The organism is Fictibacillus sp. Mic-4 (assembly GCF_049843615.1).
In the GTDB taxonomy this organism is placed as follows: domain Bacteria; phylum Bacillota; class Bacilli; order Bacillales; family Fictibacillaceae; genus Fictibacillus_A; species Fictibacillus_A gelatini.
Window position 1 is genome coordinate 1 of the sequence record NZ_JBBHZM010000001.1, and the last position, 17,352, is coordinate 17,352.

Below are 17,352 nucleotides of genomic sequence, written 5' to 3' on the forward strand. Positions count from 1 at the left end.
GAGAGAATGCCCGAGTATGTCCAAGAGAGGAGTTCTCAAGGACAAAAAACAAGAGATGATGCCTGAGTATGTCCAAGAGAGGGGTTCTCAAGGACAAAAAAAAGAGGCAAGCTTCAAAATTGTCCAAGAGAGGACATCTCAAGGTTAAAATTCGAGAAGTGAGCCCTTTAATTTCCAATTGATTTTATTGGACGAACTATGCATTTTTTCGTATAGTTACTTAGGTAGTTTGATAGAAGAGGAGGCAATAGGAGTGTTGTTTTTTGCATTGCCGCAATCGTTTTTGCAAATGAATACCATTTTTGTTTCTATTTTGATCGAGGCACTGCCATTTGTATTAATTGGCGTGTTTATTGCAGGATTTATTCAAATGTTTATAACTGAAGACATGGTGGCCAGAATCATGCCGAAAAATAAAGTGCTGTCGGTTTTATTCGCTTCATTTGTCGGGATTTTCTTCCCCTCCTGTGAATGCGGGATTGTTCCGATTGTCAGGAAATTAGCGGCAAAAGGGGTGCCGCTGCATGCCGGTATCGCTTTCATGTTAACTGGGCCGATCATCAACCCAGTCGTCTTGTTTTCAACATACGTCGCCTTTGGAAGCACATGGGAAATGCCGCTTTACCGGGCGCTTGGAGCGATTGTTGTTTCGGTGTTCGTCGGGCTTATCATTGCCTTTTTCTATAAAGGAGACGGGTTAAAAGCCTTTGATGCCGGGCATCGCCATTCTCATGAAAGCCTTTCGATAAAAGAGAAAATATGGGAGACATTAAAGCATGCTGTTGATGAATTTTTCTCAATGGGGAAATATTTAGTCATTGGCGCGCTTATAGCGGCATGTGTCCAAACCTATGTAAAAACATCGACATTATTGTCGATCGGAAATGGGAAAGTTTCCTCCACTCTTGTCATGATGGTACTTGCTTTTATATTGTCACTTTGTTCGGAAGCGGACGCCTTTATCGGCTCCTCGTTCCGGAGTATATTTTCGACAAGTTCCATTTTAGCGTTTCTCGTGTTCGGGCCAATGGTCGATATTAAAAACTTGCTAATGATGCTCGGTACGTTTAAAACGCGTTTTGTTCTATTGGTTGTCGGTTCCGTTACTCTCGTCGTATTTTTATTCTCGCTGTTAATATAGGAGGTGGCCAAATTGATACGCGCATATATTTTAATGGGATTTACCTTTTTTCTTATGCATCTCCATACGTCGGGAAATATAAGTAAATATATTAATATGAAGTACTCTTATTTAAGTCTGAGCGCGATGGTCGCTGCAGGGGCCTTAACGGTCGTTCAATTTATTATTGTTGCAAAAGAAGACAAAGAAGGCGGGCAGCATGGACATGGATGCAGCCACCATGATTGTGGCCATCATCATTCAAAGGAAGATACATGGTATAAGAAGCTCTTCGTCTATGCGATTATGATTTATCCTATTGTTTCAGGAATCTTTTTCCCGATTGCGACACTTAATTCGAATATCGTCAAAGCGAAAGGCTTCCATTTTCCGACGTATAACGAAGGAAAAGGAGACCCTTACGCCAAGCCGCAATTTTTACGTCCGGATACGAGCGGCTATTTTGGAAAAGAGGCCTATGCCGATTTGATGAATAAAGAGAAAAAAGCATATATTGATAAAAATACAATCGTGCTTAATGATAAAAACTATTTAAAAGGCATGGAAACAATTTACAATTTTCCTGGAGAATTTGACGATAAGACGATTCAATTTAAAGGGTTTGTCTATAATGATCCAAGCACGAAAAAAAGCCAAATATTCGTTTTCCGCTTTGGCATCATCCATTGTGTCGCCGATTCAGGCGTTTTTGGAATGCTTGCGGACATGCCTGAAGGGACGAAGTTAAAAAATGATGAATGGGTAATCATAAAAGGAAAGTTGTCTGAAATGTATTATGCCCCATTTAAGATGGACATTCCGTACGTTCAAGTGGATCAATGGCAAAGAACCTCACCGCCAAAAGATCAATATGTGTATCGGGGTTACTAAGATGTTGCTATCGCGCAGCATCTTTTTTTATGAAGCATACTTTTTTCTTAAACGACAAAGAGTAATAAGTAAGAAGTTACAAAGGGAGATGAACGTATTGGATAGGAAACGGTATTATGTGAATGTTGAATCTGGTGAAATACACCCGGATAAAACGGCTTCAGGCTTTGAATTTGAAATTGAAGCGACGGATCGTGATGTCATTGAGCTAAAAAAGCTGTTTGACGAATGTGACAGATCAGCTACAAAAACGTTTTGGCGGGCCCACGTCCCTTTTCTTGAATATCATAATGACCAATCGAATGATGAATATGATGAAGCAATGAAGAAAATATATAAAATGATTCACGATCTAGGCCAGCCCGAAACGAGAGAACATATCGAATCAATGGGTATTCTTGATTAAAAAGCTTAATCGTTCTTGATTAGGCTTTTTGTTTTTCTAACAAAAAAAACAATGGTATGCTTGAACTAGTCGTAGACAAAGGAGGCTTTTTTTCGTGACGATACAAGTAAAAGTCTATTCCGATTTCGTCTGCCCTTATTGTTTTATGGCGGAGACGCCGCTTAAGGAAGCAATAGGAGGAAAGGATGCAGAAATGGAATGGATGCCGTTTGAACTATATCCGTACCCGGCTGAACCTTTGCGACCGGAAGGAGAATACATTCAAAACGACTGGAAGGAATCTGTAAAGCCACGCGCCGAAAAACTCGGAATTTCGATTCAGCTGCCGCAATTCTCTCCTCTGCCCTATACACACCTTGCTCATGAAGGGCATTTATTTGCGAAAGAACATGGAAAGGGAGAGGAATATTCCCACTCTGTTTTTACTGGATTGTTCCAAAAAGGGCTGGATATAGGCAATATCGAGATATTGACAAAAATAGCCGGCCAACTGGGTTTACATGAAGAAACATTTAGGGAGGCACTCCAACTCCGTAAATATAAAGATGAACATAGAAAATTACTTCAACATGCAAAAGAAGAAGCGAATATTACGGTCGTTCCTACAATTGTCATTGGGGACAGAATCCTGCGCGGGCTCCATCCGAAAGAAACGATCGAAAAAGCGATTCGTTGTGCGATCCGCGAGTCAAAGATGGAGTTTTGTGAAGGGGATCAATGCCATTAATCAATGGAGCGGAAATGATGAACATTTTCGCTCCTTTTTCAATACAAAAAAAGCTTCAAAGGCTAAAGTAGCCTTTGAAGCTTTTTTTCTTTCATCTACGATGAAAAAGGGGGTTGATAGGGATGTCTATAATATAGCAAATTTCAAGGACAACGATTTGAATATGTGATTTTTTTGATAAGAGTCTCTTTTTTGTGACATGGCAAAAAAAAAACGCACAAAAAAAGCCCCGGATAGGGCTTTTTTTATGCTTTATTTAAAAAGGGGGGTATAGGGTTGTTCTTATTATAACAGTTGGGAGGGGAAAATAACGGATGATCTAATTTTTTTGATAACCATCTTGATTTTGTGACAGATAGACTTCCTGAAAACGAAAAAAAGCCCTGGCTAGGGGCTTTTTTTCTTATATTAAAAAGGGGGGTACATACTATTAGACGAACTGAGAATAAAAAGGTTACAGTTTAAAATAAATTTAAGCGGAATTTCCAAACAAGACGGTAGTCAAAGAAGTAGCGTGTAGCATATAATATTTCATAAAAAGAAAAAAGTTTCCTTAGGGAAAGAAGGCGATAAACATGAAATGGAGCAAGGAAAGTACATTTTTAAAACTTGAACACTACACGAAAATCCTTCATAAACTAGGTTTGTTTTCAGACGATGACCGAATGGAAATTCTTGAAAAAATTGAATCGTACAAAGTTAGAGCGAAACAGCCCTCTCGTCAATAGGGGCTTTTTTGTTTTTTTTCTTATTGTGATGGACATGCACAATTCGCCAGGGAGTTGAATATATAGTGAGAAAATAGGCGGGGGGAACAACAATGAAAATTTGGATGGTGCAGCTTGTTTTATCCATTTTCATTCTTGTAGGATTTATTTTTTACTTTTTCACACCGTATTCTCATTGGCTTGATTTAGTTGGAAGTTTATTGTGTGGGCTTGTTTTATTGATTTTGAGCATTTATACTTTTCGTGATGGTTGACAGACAAAAAAAACCGGCAATATGCCGGTTTTGTAGTTTATAGGATTATTTTTTCACAACATTTGCGGCTTGAGGTCCGCGAGCGCCATCAACGATTTCAAATTCCACTTCCTGGCCTTCTTCTAATGTTTTAAAACCTTCAGATTGAATTGCAGAGAAATGGACGAATACATCGTCACCGCCATCAACTTCAATAAAGCCATAACCTTTCTCTGCATTGAACCATTTTACTTTTCCTGTCTGCATTAATTTGCCTCCTAAAAACTATGTACGGTTTGTGCTTTGTATTACCATAAAACCTTTCAAACATTTTCTTACAGAAAAGACATGTAATCAAAGTCTAAATGGTTGAAATCAATATATCACATCATGTTATAGGTAGGCAAGTCAATATTTCAGAAAAATTAATCAATGGTAATAATTGATGGAATAATGAGATAATAGTACAATGACTATTATACATATACATCGGTAAGGGAAAGGAGATAACGATGGCGAAACAACCTATTCCGACGGAGTTGACTCCTGAGCTTTATGAGTTTCTGCAAGGGGAAAAACTCGTTCTTCTGGCAACGATGGATGCTGCTACGAAAGGGCCAAACGTCTCTGCCATATCATGGGTAAAAAGCTATAATGAAAAGAAAATTCGCTTTACTGTAACGAATAACTCTCGGATTGTGGCAAACATTAAAGCAAATCCGGATGTTGTTATGACGGTTATCGGTCTTGAGACGGTTTATTCGATCAACGGCAAGGCAAAGATCTTAGAGGAAACGATGGAAGGGGTTTCTTTAAAATTATCAAAAATCGAAGTCGACATTGATCAAGTATTTGAGAGCATGTTCTGGGGAGCAAAGATTACACAGGAACCCGTCTACGAAAAAACATACAATCTTAAAAAAGCAAAAGAACTTGATGAACAAGTATATGAAGCATTGATGAAGTAAACGAAGACTGCCTTGATAGGGTAGTCTTTTTCGATAGAAAAAATAATGATGAATCTCCTTTTGTGTGATAAACTAATAAAAAAGTTTGGCGAAAGTTGACGAATAATATCCTTTTTATTAACGGTTAAAAAAGACGAAAAAAGGAAAGTATGTTAGTAGTTTATAAAAGGGAGTGCGGGAAATGGACATTAATCATTGGAAGGAATTGTTGACGGAAGAAAACATCCAACATTTTTTAACACAATATCGAAACCTTGGCTTTTTGCCTGGCGTGCTCCTTCCGATGTTGGAATCGCTCATCCCTGTATTGCCACTCGTTATTTTTGTTGCCGGAAATGCAGCAGCTTATGGATTTTTTTTAGGTTCATTTTACTCATGGATAGGCGCTGTTTTAGGTTCGGTTATCGTATTTTTTATTGTAAGGAAGCTTGGGCAGAAAAGGTTTCTCCATTTTATTACGAAGCACCGCAAAATTGAAAAGGCGTTAAAATGGATGGAGCGGCACGGGTTTGGAACGCTATTTTTAATTTTTTGTTTTCCTTTCACGCCTTCAGCACTAATTAATGTTGTTGCCGGTCTATCACAAATTAATTCGAGAACGTTTCTACTTGCCCTTACCCTTGGAAAACTGGTGATGATCGCGATCATTTCATTTATTGGCTACGATTTCCTAGACGTCATCAAAAATCCGCTTAAACTCGCCATTATGGCACTTGGCATATTTGTGCTATGGGTTGGAGGAAAGCTGGTCGAATCAAAGTTAAAGCAAAGTGAACATCAAGCGTGATTCCAGGTAGATGGTTTCACGCTTTTTCATTGCCATGAAAACATTTGTAGCCAGTTTGAAGCGCGAAACAAACAATAGGCTTGAGAATATAGTACAATACATAAGAGTGAAAAGCGGATAGAAAGGATTTTTTACGATGATTATATTGAAGTCAAAACGCGAAATTGATGCAATGGACAGAGCAGGCGATCTTTTAGCGAGCTGCCACAGGGAAATTGCCAAACGGATTAAACCCGGGGTTACTACACTTGAGATTGATGCTTTTGTTGAAACGTATTTGAGAAAACATGGAGCCACTCCCGAGCAAAAAGGGTATCATGGGTATCCGTTCGCCACTTGTGCGTCCGTTAATGACGTCATTTGCCACGGCTTCCCTAACAAAACAAAGCTAAAACAAGGGGATATCGTTACGATTGATATGGTCGTTAATTTGGATGGGTGGCTTGCGGACTCGGCCTGGTCGTATGCGGTCGGAGCAATTTCAGAAGAAGCGCGTCATTTGCTGGAGGTCACTCATAAATCTCTTTACCTTGCGATTGAGAAGGCTGTCATCGGCAATCGGATCGGTGACATTTCCCATGCAATTCAAGAATATGCAGAAAGCGAAGGGCTGTCTGTCGTCCGAGAATTTATCGGTCACGGAATTGGCAGAGAGATGCATGAAGATCCGCAAGTGCCGCATTTCGGAGAAGCAGGCAAGGGGCCTTTATTAAAAGAAGGAATGGTTATTACAATCGAGCCGATGCTAAACACTGGTAGCCATTATGTGAAAATTGACGAAGATGGATGGACAGCCAGAACATTTGACGGGTCACTATCGGCACAATATGAACATACGATTGCCATTACAAAGGAAGGACCGCGTATTTTAACGGCTCAAGAATAAAAATTTGCGAAAATAGCTGTTACGACTTATCGGACAGCTGTTTTTTTATTTTCCCGGTTATTATATAATATGGAGCATGAAGTCAAGGGAGGTGGCTGAACGTGTTTCAACAAATGACGGAAAATCAAATGCTTCTTTATGTCATTAAAAGCTTAAAAGAGCTTCGGAAAAAGGACTTTCAGGCGCTAATTGACGAATTGCATCCATACGATATTGCCAATTTATATGTGACACTGCCAGAAAAGCATCGCTTGAAATTTCTTATGTTTTTAACGACGAAACAAATTGCCGAACTGATCCAGGAATTGGATAGCGAAGTGCAAATTGAAATTTTACATAAGTTGGGGATTGAACGTTCCAGTCACATTATGAACTTGATGGAAAATGATGATTTAGCCGATTTGTTGAGCAATTTATCCGTTGAAGAAATCCAGGATTTCCTCAGTTCCATGAAAGCCGATGAATCCAGAACGGTCCAATCGCTCATGCAGTATCCGCCTGACACAGCCGGTGGGATTATGACCAATCGCTTCGTCTGGATTCCGAAAGTATTTACGGTTCGTGATGCGGTTGATAAATTAAAGACTTTCGCGGGTTTTGCCGAAAACATCTATTATTTGTATGTCATTGATGAACAGAAAAGACTGGTTGGCGTTGTTTCGTATCGCGACCTGCTTCTTGCCGATATTCAAGATAAGATTGAAGACATTATGTATACCCGTGTTATTTCCGTTCCTGCTGAAATGGACCAGGAGGAAGTCGCCCGGATGATCGAAAGGTATGACTTTATCGCCGTCCCGGTTGTCGGTGAAGAAGGGAAGCTGCTCGGCATTGTCACAGTCGATGATGTTATCGATGTCGTTATTGAAGAAGCGAATGAAGATATTGAAAAGCTATCGGCTACCGGGAAATCGATCGATTTTCGTACGAGCGCATTTGTCGCTGCTTACCGGAGGCTCCCATGGCTCATTTTGCTTTTATTTATTGGTATTATTTCAGGCAGTATCATTAGCTTTTTTGAAGGGACGATTCAAAAAGTCGTCGCACTGACGTATTTTATGCCAATGATTGCCGGCATGACCGGAAATACTGGCACGCAGTCGCTCGCTGTAGTCGTAAGAGGGCTTGTTTCGAATGATATTGATAAAAAAACGATCGGTAAACTCATTGCCAGGGAATTTGGAGTCGGTCTCATGATCGGCACGGCATGCGGAATATTAATCGCATTAGTCGCTTTTTTCTGGAAAGGGAGCCTCGTGCTCGGACTCGTCGTCGGAAGTTCGTTGTTTTTGACATTAATTATCGGAACGCTGTCAGGCACGATTATCCCGCTTTTGCTTTATCGCTTTAAAGTTGATCCGGCAGTCGCATCGGGCCCTTTAATTACAACGCTGAATGATATATTCTCATTATCCGTTTATTTCGGTACCGCCTCAATGTTCATGGCACATCTTATGAAATAAGAAAAATCACCGCTTCAGGTGATTTTTTTATTTCTAGATTAAACGATTGAACAATTCAAGCATTGTTTTAATCTCATGATTTGACAGATGTTCAAATTTTTTAATATAGTATTGGCTTCTCAACTCTTCCATATGTTTGGCCGTTTCTTTCCCTTTTTCGGTAATCTCGAGCCGGACAATTCGACGGTCAACTTCATCCCGTTTGCGGGTCACCATTTCCTTTTTGATTAATCGATCCGTGACAGCCGTAATATGGCTGGATGAGACTTTCATTTCCCGGGCGAGTTCAGAGGCCATTTGCGGACTTTTCATGTTCAATTGCTGCAATACGGAAAATTCATTGCCCGGCATATATTCAGAAAATAATTCATTAATATCCTTTCGAAATGTACGAAACACATTGCGAAAACTTTTTTCTAGCTGGGAAAGTAACTGAGAACGTTCTTCGAGCATTGTTCCACCTTAATTCATTAGTAGTTGACAATTAAACTATACATTTTGCCAACCCCTTTGTCACGACATTTTTGAAAATGAGATTCTTTTCCGTCAATCGTGTTTTTAGACAAATCCATCCGTGCTTTCCCCTGAGAATAAGAGAGTAACGCGAAGATATGCAAATTTCAAACGTTCATCTGGATTACCATACCGAGGAGTTCATGAACCACTTTCTTTTTAGCTAAACAAAAGATGTTACGCTTACCTCCGAACCACATTGCGCAGCCATTTTATTTGTATAGGTCTAATGTCCTACAACTTTATCTGGATTTTAGGTAAAAAGTAGGATATAATAGGAATAATTTAATTAAACAGAATTTTCCTTAGTGAAATAAAACAAGTTGAAAGGAAATGTAGAATGGGAGAAGCGGATGTCAAACAACTTAAACACCGTTTATATACCCGGCATGTTCAAACTATACCTCCTATCATTAACCTTCATTTGAACTATATAAAAAGGCAGTACAGTTTTCGAACGTTCGTTCAACATCATCTACATATTTACGAAATACATCTTAAAAAATGGCTAAAAAAACTGTGCAGAGCCTTATTTTATCCAGAAGCGGAATTGAACGGGTTTATGAAGCGATTTGAAGAAGGGATTTTTCAGTATGGGATTGCCTTTGCCCGCGAACGTCTTTTGTCCGAAAGGGAAATCAATGATTTATCTAAAAACGTGTGCAGAGCCGTTTTGCAAGAAATCTATCAGTTGCTTGAGCGGGAAGAGGCAGTTGCAAAATCGCTGTTGCTTTTAAGATGGAATGAATTCTGCCATGCTTTTATAACAGCCCTATTAAACGGCTATTATGACAGGCAGGCTTATGATTTAAAGGAATTAAGCATTAGAGACCCGTTGACGAACATGTATAATCGGCGTTATTTCTACGACTCTCTTGAAGAAGAAATGAAAAAGGCGGTACTTCACAAATATCCTATTTCGTTAGTCATGTTGGATATTAATAATTTTAAGCATATCAATGACAGGCTCGGACACCATGCAGGAGATGAGATTCTCAGGCAATTAGCGTATATGTGTTCAAAGTTTCATATTCGGCATGGGTTTCGTTTCGGCGGGGATGAATTTGTTTTTTTAATGCCGCAGTTAACTGAAGAAGAGGCTTACGTATTTGCCAGAAGTATTGAATCTCATTTGACGAAATGGAACGACTCCGTTTCGCTTGCATATGGCGCGATCCAACTATATGAAGACGCGATCGAAAATATTGATTACTACTTAAAGTTAGCGGATGAACGGATGTATATCAATAAGCGGAAAGTCAAGAAATAGAGAGGGCCTATCATATTGCGATAGGTTTTTTCAATGATGTGCTAATAGTTTTCAGTAGTTGTTTGTGAGATAATAGCTTCAGAGTTTTTTTGATAACTGTTAGTTAGGGGTGAAAGAATGAGTTTACGGCTCTTCCTTGGCCGATCCGGAAGCGGGAAAACATTCCGCTGCCTTGAGGAAATACGGGCAAACTTGCGTGAAGACGCAAATGGCAGCCCGATCGTTTACCTCGTGCCGGATCAGGCGACGTTTCAATCGGAATATGCTTTGATCCAAACGCCGGACTTAGGCGGGATGATACGGGCGCAAGTATTTAGCTTTTCGCGCCTGGCATGGAGAGTGCTCGGAGAAACAGGCGGAATGACCCGGATACATATTTCAAGCATTGGGATTCATATGATGCTCCGGAAGATAATAGAATTGAGAAAAAATGAACTTAAACTATATAAAAAAGCTTCAGAACAGAACGGCTTCTATGAACAGCTTGAGACGATGATCACCGAATTTAAGCGTTACTGCATTCATGCGGATCAACTTGAATCTCATGCGGATACACTTCTATCGTTCAGCGATCAGAATGGCGGCAATGCCGTATTGAAAGACAAGCTCCATGATCTTGGATTGATTTACGGCGCCCTTGAAGAAACATTGATTGAGAAATATATCGATTCGGAAGATTATTTGCGTCTGTTAGCGGAAAAAATTCCACATTCAGCCTATATAAAAGATTGTGAGATCTATATTGACGGATTCCATAGCTTTACTCCTCAGGAGTTTGAAGTGCTGCGCATGCTGTTGCGGCATGCAAGGAAAGTGACGATGGCTCTGACAACAAATGATGAAGCGGCCTATCAGCCACATGAATTGGATTTATTTTATACAACAAAAAAGACGTTGCTTGAGGTGCAAAAGCTGGCGGAAGAAGAAGGAGTTATGATCGAAGCTCCTGAAATGTTCCGGGAAATGCCAAGGTTCAGGCGAAATCCGGCGATCGCCCATATTGAGCGCCATTATGACACGAGACCGGAAGTGATTTATGAAAATCCTGAAGGCATTTTTATTCTTGCCGCGGTTAACGCCCGGGCAGAAGTAGAAGGAATAGCAAGGGAAATTTTGCACCTCGTACGCGAAGAAAAGTATCGTTATCGTGATATCGCTATATCGATTCGAAATATGGCTGGCTATCAAGACATTATTGAAACCGTGTTCGAAGAGTATGGAATTCCGGTATTCCTCGATCAGAAAAAATCAATGCTCCATCACCCGCTGATTGAGTTCATCCGCTCATCACTCGATATTGTTTCAAAAAATTGGCGCTATGAATCGGTATTCCGTGCGGTCAAAACCGATCTTCTCTATCCGGAATCAGAAACACCGCTTGCACAATTGCGCTTTGAAATGGACGAGCTTGAAAATTATGTGCTCGCTTATGGCATTCAAGGCAAGCGCTGGACGGAAAGGAAGCCGTGGAAAGTTCACCGCTTTCAAGCATTTGCCGAAAATGAGTTCGTCCAAAGTGACAGTGAGAAGAAAAAGCAAGAACGGTTAAATGAGCTGCGTTATATGATTGTTTCCCCGCTGTCCAGACTTGAACGCGATTTAAAAAAGGGTAAGTCTGTTCGCGAATATTGTGAGGCATTGTATTTATTTTTAGAAGAGCTGCATATTCCAGAGAAGCTTGAACAACTACAGAGGCGGTCAGAAGAAGCCGGAAAGCTGCAGGCGGCAAGAGAACATCGTCAAGTTTGGGATGCTGTCATTGGATTGCTAGATGAAATGGTCGAGCTTACCGGGGGCGAGACGATGCCACTTGAGTTGTGGATTAAAGTGCTCGATACCGGGCTTGAAAGTTTAAAGTTTGCTCTCGTGCCCCCAGCCCTTGATCAAGTGCTGGTTGGAACAATCGGTCTCTCCCGCTTTTCAAACATTAAATGCCATTTTATTCCCGGGGTCAATGACGGCCTGTTGCCGGCAAAACCGAAAGAGGATGGAATATTGGCAGAAGAAGAACGGGAGCTTTTGGAAAGAAATGGCCTGACGCTTGCCCCTTCAAGCCGAAGGCAGCTTCTGGATGAACAGTTTTTAATTTATATGTCATTAACGAACGCCGAGGAGAAACTCTATCTTTCTTATCCGCTGGCTGATGAGGAAGGAAAAACAATGAGCCCTTCCATCGTGATTGAGCGGGTTAAAGCACTATTTCCTTCGTTAAAAGAACGGTTTATTCAAAATGAGCCGGATTACGGAGCCGATTTAACCTTTATTCAGCACCCTGGCAAGTCTCTCTCCTATTTAAACGGGCAGCTGAGAGAATGGAAAAAAGGGTATGCCATCTCTACCGTTTGGTGGGATGTCTACAATTGGGCGGCAAAGCGAAAAGAGTGGAAGCAGCTCGGAGAAAAGGTCATTGGCGGATTGTTTTACCAAAATAAAGAAAGGCGCCTGCCATCTGGCCTAACGAAAGAATTATATGGGGAACAAATTACGGCGAGCATTTCCCGAATGGAATTGTTCCGGTCGTGTCCATTTTCGCAGTTTCTTTCATACGGGCTTAAACTCGAAGAACGCAAGTTGTACCGGCTGGAAGCGCCGGACATCGGTCAATTGTTTCATGCCGCTTTAAAGGAAATGAACGATCATTTAACAAGCCTAAACATGTCCTGGAAAGACTTATCAGCAAAAGACTGTTACCGAATGGCAGGCGATATGGTTGAACGTCTCGCACCGAAATTGCAAAGCGAAATTTTATTGAGCAGCCACCGTCATCTTTATTTGAAACGCAAGTTGAAAGACGTTGTCGGCAGGGCTTCCCACGTATTAAGCGAACATGCAAAAGCAAGCGGCTTTGCGCCCATTGGGCTGGAACTCGGGTTTGGCAAGAGACAACCGCTCCCGCCGCTCGTTTACCAATTGCCTAACGGAACAACGATGGAAATCATCGGAAGGATCGACCGGGTGGATGCGGCGGAGAGTTCTTCAGGGTTAATGCTTCGAATCATCGATTATAAATCGAGTACTACCGGGTTGAACTTATCGGAAGTGTATTACGGAATTGCTTTGCAAATGTTGACGTATTTAGATGTCGTTGTTTCCCATTCGGAAAAGTGGCTCGGCAAAAAAGCGATTCCGGCCGGAGTCCTTTATTTCCATATTCATAATCCGTTTATAGGAGCGAAAAAGCTGCTTTCGCTTGAAGAGCTTGAACATGAAATTTATAAAGATTTTAAAATGAAAGGGCTTGTTCTTGCCGATACGGAAACCGTTCAATTAATGGATAACCGGATGGAAAAGAAATCGGACATCATTCCGGTTGAACTGACAAGCAAAGGATTTCATAAAACGAGGTCGCAAGTGGCGACGGCTGAACAATTTCGGGTGTTAACCAACTATGTCCGCAAGCTAACGAAAGAAATTGGAACTGAAATTACGGACGGAAAGATAGATATTTCTCCATACCAATTAGGGAAAAAAATGCCGTGCACCTTCTGTTCATATCGATCGGTCTGCCAATTTGACCAATCGCTTGAAGAAAATGAAGTTCGCCTATTGAAAGCGGATCATGCAGAAGCGATCATCGCAAAAATGGCCGGGGAAGGAGACGATCAAAATGAATAAAGTGATGCCGAAACCCGCAGATAGCAAGTGGACGGATGAACAATGGCAAGCGATATGCAGAAGAGGAGAAGACATCCTTGTCGCCGCTGCTGCAGGGTCGGGAAAGACAGCCGTTCTCGTTGAACGGATCATCACGATGATTCGTGAAAAAATTGCGGATGTCGACCGTTTGTTAATCGTCACGTTTACAAATGCTGCGGCAAGCGAAATGAGAAAACGGATCGGGGAAGCGATTGATAAGGAATTGTCACTTCATCCGTCTTCACTTTATTTAAGACGGCAGCTTAGCCTAATAAATAAAGCATCCATTTCGACATTGCATTCCTTTTGTATTGAAGTGCTAAGAAAATATTATTATTTAATTGATCTTGATCCGGGCTTTCGAATTGCCGATGAAACGGAAATTGTGCTGTTAGCGCAGGAAGTGATTGAAGAGTTTTTTGAAGAGGAATACAGCAAGGGGGAAGACCATTATTTCTATCAAGTCGTCGATGCTTACAGTTCTGACAGAGACGACCGGAAGCTTCAAGACTTGATCTTGAAGCTTTACGAATTTTCGCGAAGCCATCCCGAACCGGAAGTTTGGCTCGAACAGATGGCGGCAGAATATGATGTGCAAACCGACAATATCGATGAACTGCCATGGACGAAAGAATTGCTCGACGATTGCATTATGCAATTAAAAGGATTGCTTACCGTCATTGAACAGGCGAAAGAACTCGCAACAACTCCCGGTGGTCCCGAGAGCTATGCGCTAACACTAGAAGAAGATGCCTTATTGATCAATGGCTTAATTGAAAAAGGGCAAAATTCCTGGAATGAACTGTATGATGCCTTTCAGAATATCGCATTCGCAAAATTAAAAGCGATTCGCGGCGGTGATGTAGATGCGCTGCTAAAAGAAAAGGTAAAAAATATGCGCGATATGGTGAAGAAAAAGGTAGAAGGACTGAAAAAAGAACGATTTGAGCGAAATCCGGAATCGTTTTGCATGCATTTGCAAGAAATGGCCCCTATTGTGAAACATCTCGTTTTTCTCGTAAAGGAATTTGCCAAAAGGTTCAAAAAGGAAAAAGAAGAAAGAGGCCTTGTGGATTTTGGCGATTTAGAGCATTATTGCCTGCAAATTTTAAAACATCCTGACGCTGCACCGGGCGAGCTTATACCGTCAGACGCAGCTGCTGAGTACCGCAATCGTTTTGTCGAAGTGCTGGTCGATGAATACCAGGATACAAACCTTGTGCAGGAGTCGATTGTGAAACTCGTCTCTAATGGGAACAACTTATTTATGGTCGGCGATGTGAAACAAAGCATCTACCGCTTTCGTTTAGCAGAACCAGGATTATTTCTCGCAAAATATAAGCGGTTTACGAAAGAAGGCGATGGAACGGGCCTGCGAATCGATCTTGCGAAAAATTTCCGCAGCCGGACCGAAGTGCTTGATGCGACAAACTTTATCTTTAAGCAAATTATGAGTGAAACAGTCGGTGAAATTGCGTATGACGAAGATGCCGCCCTCATTCACGGAGCCACATATTATCCGGAAAATGACGGGCTTGAAACCGAACTATTAGTAATAAATAAAAGCACTCCCGTTGTCGATGAAGAAGGACTGGAAACCGGCGAGTCGGAAAAGTCCGAGCTTGAAACCGTCCAATTGGAAGCGCGGGTGATAGCCGAAAAAATTAAACAGCTTGTTGGAACGGAAGGTAAGCCACCGGCCGCCGTTTTAGATAAAACGACAGGTAGCTTAAGGCCGGTTAAATATAAAGACATCGTCATACTGCTCAGGGCAACGAGCACATGGGCTCCAGCCATGTTAGAAGAATTTAAGCAGCAGGGAATTCCCGCATATGCCGAACTTTCAACTGGCTATTTCGAAGCGGTCGAAGTAAAAGTGATGATGTCTTTATTAAAGGTGATCGACAACCCGCTTCAGGACATTCCGCTTGCTGCCGTGCTCCGTTCGCCGATCGTCGGCTTAAGCGGGGAAGAGATGGCCAGCGTCCGCCTTATTAACCAAAAGAGAGGGACATACTTTGATTCGTTAAAATCGTATTTAGAAAAAGGGCCTTCTAACCAATTAAAAGAAAGGCTAGAGCGCTTTTATCACTTACTTGAAAAATGGAGAGAGGCTGCCCGTGGCGGATCGCTTGCTCAATTAATCTGGCAAATTTACAGGGAAACCGGCTACTTCGATTTTGTTTCCGGTATGCCTGGAGGCAGACAACGGCAGGCGAATCTCCGCGCCCTTTATGATCGGGCAAGGCAATATGAATCGACCTCATTCCGCGGGTTGTTTCGCTTTTTGCGCTTTATTGAACGGATGCAAGATCGCGGTAAAGATCTCGGGGCCGCCCGGGCGCTTGGCGAACAGGAAGATGTCGTACGCATCATGACGATCCATAAAAGTAAAGGACTTGAATTCCCGATCGTTTTTGTCGCAGGGATGAATAAGCAATTCAATCAGATGGACTTGAAACAAAGCGTCTTGCTTCATAAAGAGCTCGGCCTTGGGACGGAGTACATCAATCCAGAATATCGGGTGAAGTACGAAACTATTCCTCAGATCGCTATTAAAAAGCGGATGAAAATGGAGCTTCTTGCCGAAGAAATGCGCATTTTATATGTGGCTTTGACAAGGGCGAAAGAAAAATTATATTTGCTTGGAACGGTAAACGATGCGGAAAAATCGATTGAACAGTGGGGAAGTGCATTGAGCGTTGAAGACTGGCTTCTTCCGGATTATGAGCGGGCGCAGGCAAAGAGCTACCTTGATTGGGTTGCGCGGTGTGTGATCCGCCATAAAGACGGGAGCGAGCTTCGCGCTTTTTTAAGCAGCCCGGAAAATGGGCGAGGAGAACCTTTTGTCGATCAGGCAAAATGGAAGATCGAAGTGCTTGATGCGTCAAACTATGAACAGTTGGATGAACTGAATCAATCGAAACAGCAGGAAATTCTTGCTGCATTAAAACGCTATGAACCTGTTGACATTTCTTCCGATCAAAAAGAGATGATCGATGAACGATTGGACTGGAAATATCCTCATTTGCCGGCGACGGCGACAATGTCGAAGCAATCTGTTACTGAAATTAAACGGCAATATGAAATAATTGATGAATATAGCGATCATACGCTTGTGAAGCCTTTTCGCTCATCGATTGCCAGTCGTCCCCGCTTTATGCAGGCAAAAGAAATGACAAGCACAGAACGCGGAACGGCGATGCATATGGTCATGCAACATGTGAACGTGAAAGAAGAAATTACGCTTGAACGGCTAAATGAACAAGTGGCGAAAATGGTCCATAATGAGTTGTTGACGGATGAACAGGCAGATGGAATTGATGTCGGGTCCGTACTCCAATTTTTCCAGAGTGAGCTTGGAAAACGGGTGCTTAAAGCGAAGAACGTCCGAAGGGAGCTACCGTTTAGCATGGCGTTATCTCTTTCCGAGGTTGGCAAAACGACGGGAGGACTTGAGGATGAAACGGTGCTCGTTCAAGGGGTCATTGATTGTTTGCTCGTGGAAGAGGACGGACTCGTTTTAATCGATTATAAAACGGATCAAATTACGAATCGGTTTGAACAAGGATTTAATGGAGCAAAAACCATTCTTTTAAACCGTTATCAATTACAGCTTGAGTTATACGGTAAAGCCATTGAAAAGATTTTGAAACAGCCGCTTAAAGAAAGTTATCTCTATTTCTTTGACGGCTCGCACATTTTACAAGTGAAGTAAACGGAT

The 17,352-nt window shown here is 41.7% G+C and carries 15 protein-coding genes; 13 read left to right on the forward strand and 2 right to left on the reverse strand.

All coding sequences use genetic code 11. The features are described from left to right. Window positions 1–253: 253 nt before the first annotated feature. From WD019_RS00005 to WD019_RS00030, 6 genes are all read left to right on the forward strand, one after another. The gene (locus tag WD019_RS00005) at window positions 254–1,141 is read left to right on the forward strand and encodes a permease (RefSeq protein ID WP_425710305.1); all 888 of its coding nucleotides are present in this window, start codon (window positions 254–256) and stop codon (window positions 1,139–1,141) included. Between the two features lie 12 nt (window positions 1,142–1,153). Next, the gene (locus WD019_RS00010) at window positions 1,154–2,011 is read left to right on the forward strand and encodes a TIGR03943 family putative permease subunit (RefSeq protein ID WP_425710306.1); all 858 of its coding nucleotides are present in this window, start codon (window positions 1,154–1,156) and stop codon (window positions 2,009–2,011) included. A 97-nt stretch (window positions 2,012–2,108) separates the two neighbouring features. After that, a complete protein-coding gene (locus WD019_RS00015) occupies window positions 2,109–2,417 on the forward strand; it encodes a hypothetical protein (protein WP_026676180.1) in 309 nt (102 codons plus the stop codon). A 94-nt stretch (window positions 2,418–2,511) separates the two neighbouring features. Continuing rightward, entirely contained in the window at window positions 2,512–3,144 is a 633-nt protein-coding gene (locus tag WD019_RS00020; protein ID WP_425710307.1) for a DsbA family oxidoreductase, read from the forward strand. Window positions 3,145–3,719: 575 nt separating this feature from the next. Continuing rightward, on the forward strand, window positions 3,720–3,872 hold the full coding sequence (locus tag WD019_RS00025) for a hypothetical protein (protein ID WP_425710308.1): 153 nt from the start codon (window positions 3,720–3,722) through the stop codon (window positions 3,870–3,872). A gap of 92 nt (window positions 3,873–3,964) precedes the next feature. After that, window positions 3,965–4,126 (forward strand): hypothetical protein, encoded by a 162-nt coding sequence (locus WD019_RS00030; protein WP_154657883.1) that lies wholly within the window; start codon window positions 3,965–3,967, stop codon window positions 4,124–4,126. A gap of 45 nt (window positions 4,127–4,171) precedes the next feature. Here the strand turns inward: WD019_RS00030 and WD019_RS00035 are convergent, their stop codons facing one another. Further along, window positions 4,172–4,372, reverse strand: a complete 201-nt coding sequence (locus WD019_RS00035; RefSeq protein ID WP_026676177.1) for a cold-shock protein — start codon at window positions 4,370–4,372, stop codon at window positions 4,172–4,174. A 245-nt stretch (window positions 4,373–4,617) separates the two neighbouring features. On the opposite strand from WD019_RS00035, the gene WD019_RS00040 reads away from it, so the two are divergent. The 4 genes from WD019_RS00040 to mgtE all read left to right on the forward strand — a co-directional run bounded on the left by WD019_RS00040 (window position 4,618) and on the right by mgtE (window position 8,209). Beyond that, window positions 4,618–5,073, forward strand: coding sequence for a pyridoxamine 5'-phosphate oxidase family protein (locus WD019_RS00040; protein WP_026676176.1), 456 nt, complete (start codon window positions 4,618–4,620; stop codon window positions 5,071–5,073). Window positions 5,074–5,254: 181 nt separating this feature from the next. Beyond that, window positions 5,255–5,860 carry a TVP38/TMEM64 family protein gene (locus WD019_RS00045; protein ID WP_425710309.1) on the forward strand — a complete coding sequence of 202 codons (606 nt, stop codon included), beginning with the start codon at window positions 5,255–5,257 and terminating at the stop codon, window positions 5,858–5,860. A gap of 136 nt (window positions 5,861–5,996) precedes the next feature. Beyond that, entirely contained in the window at window positions 5,997–6,746 is a 750-nt protein-coding gene (map, locus tag WD019_RS00050; protein ID WP_425710310.1) for a type I methionyl aminopeptidase, read from the forward strand. A 101-nt stretch (window positions 6,747–6,847) separates the two neighbouring features. After that, on the forward strand, window positions 6,848–8,209 hold the full coding sequence (gene mgtE, locus WD019_RS00055; RefSeq protein WP_026676173.1) for a magnesium transporter: 1,362 nt from the start codon (window positions 6,848–6,850) through the stop codon (window positions 8,207–8,209). A gap of 33 nt (window positions 8,210–8,242) precedes the next feature. Here mgtE and WD019_RS00060 read toward each other — a convergent pair whose 3' ends face one another. Continuing rightward, complete coding sequence (locus WD019_RS00060) at window positions 8,243–8,662, reverse strand: MarR family winged helix-turn-helix transcriptional regulator (RefSeq protein WP_026676172.1); 420 nt, start codon at window positions 8,660–8,662, stop codon at window positions 8,243–8,245. 400 nt (window positions 8,663–9,062) lie between these two features. Between WD019_RS00060 and WD019_RS00065 the strand changes: the two genes are divergently transcribed. From WD019_RS00065 to addA, 3 genes are all read left to right on the forward strand, one after another. Beyond that, window positions 9,063–9,992, forward strand: a complete 930-nt coding sequence (locus WD019_RS00065) for a diguanylate cyclase (protein WP_425710311.1) — start codon at window positions 9,063–9,065, stop codon at window positions 9,990–9,992. Between the two features lie 117 nt (window positions 9,993–10,109). After that, window positions 10,110–13,607 (forward strand): helicase-exonuclease AddAB subunit AddB, encoded by a 3,498-nt coding sequence (addB, locus tag WD019_RS00070; protein WP_425710312.1) that lies wholly within the window; start codon window positions 10,110–10,112, stop codon window positions 13,605–13,607. Beyond that, the gene (addA, locus tag WD019_RS00075) at window positions 13,600–17,346 is read left to right on the forward strand and encodes a helicase-exonuclease AddAB subunit AddA (protein ID WP_425710313.1); all 3,747 of its coding nucleotides are present in this window, start codon (window positions 13,600–13,602) and stop codon (window positions 17,344–17,346) included. The genes addB and addA overlap by 8 nt, the downstream gene beginning before the upstream one ends. Window positions 17,347–17,352: the final 6 nt, after the last annotated feature.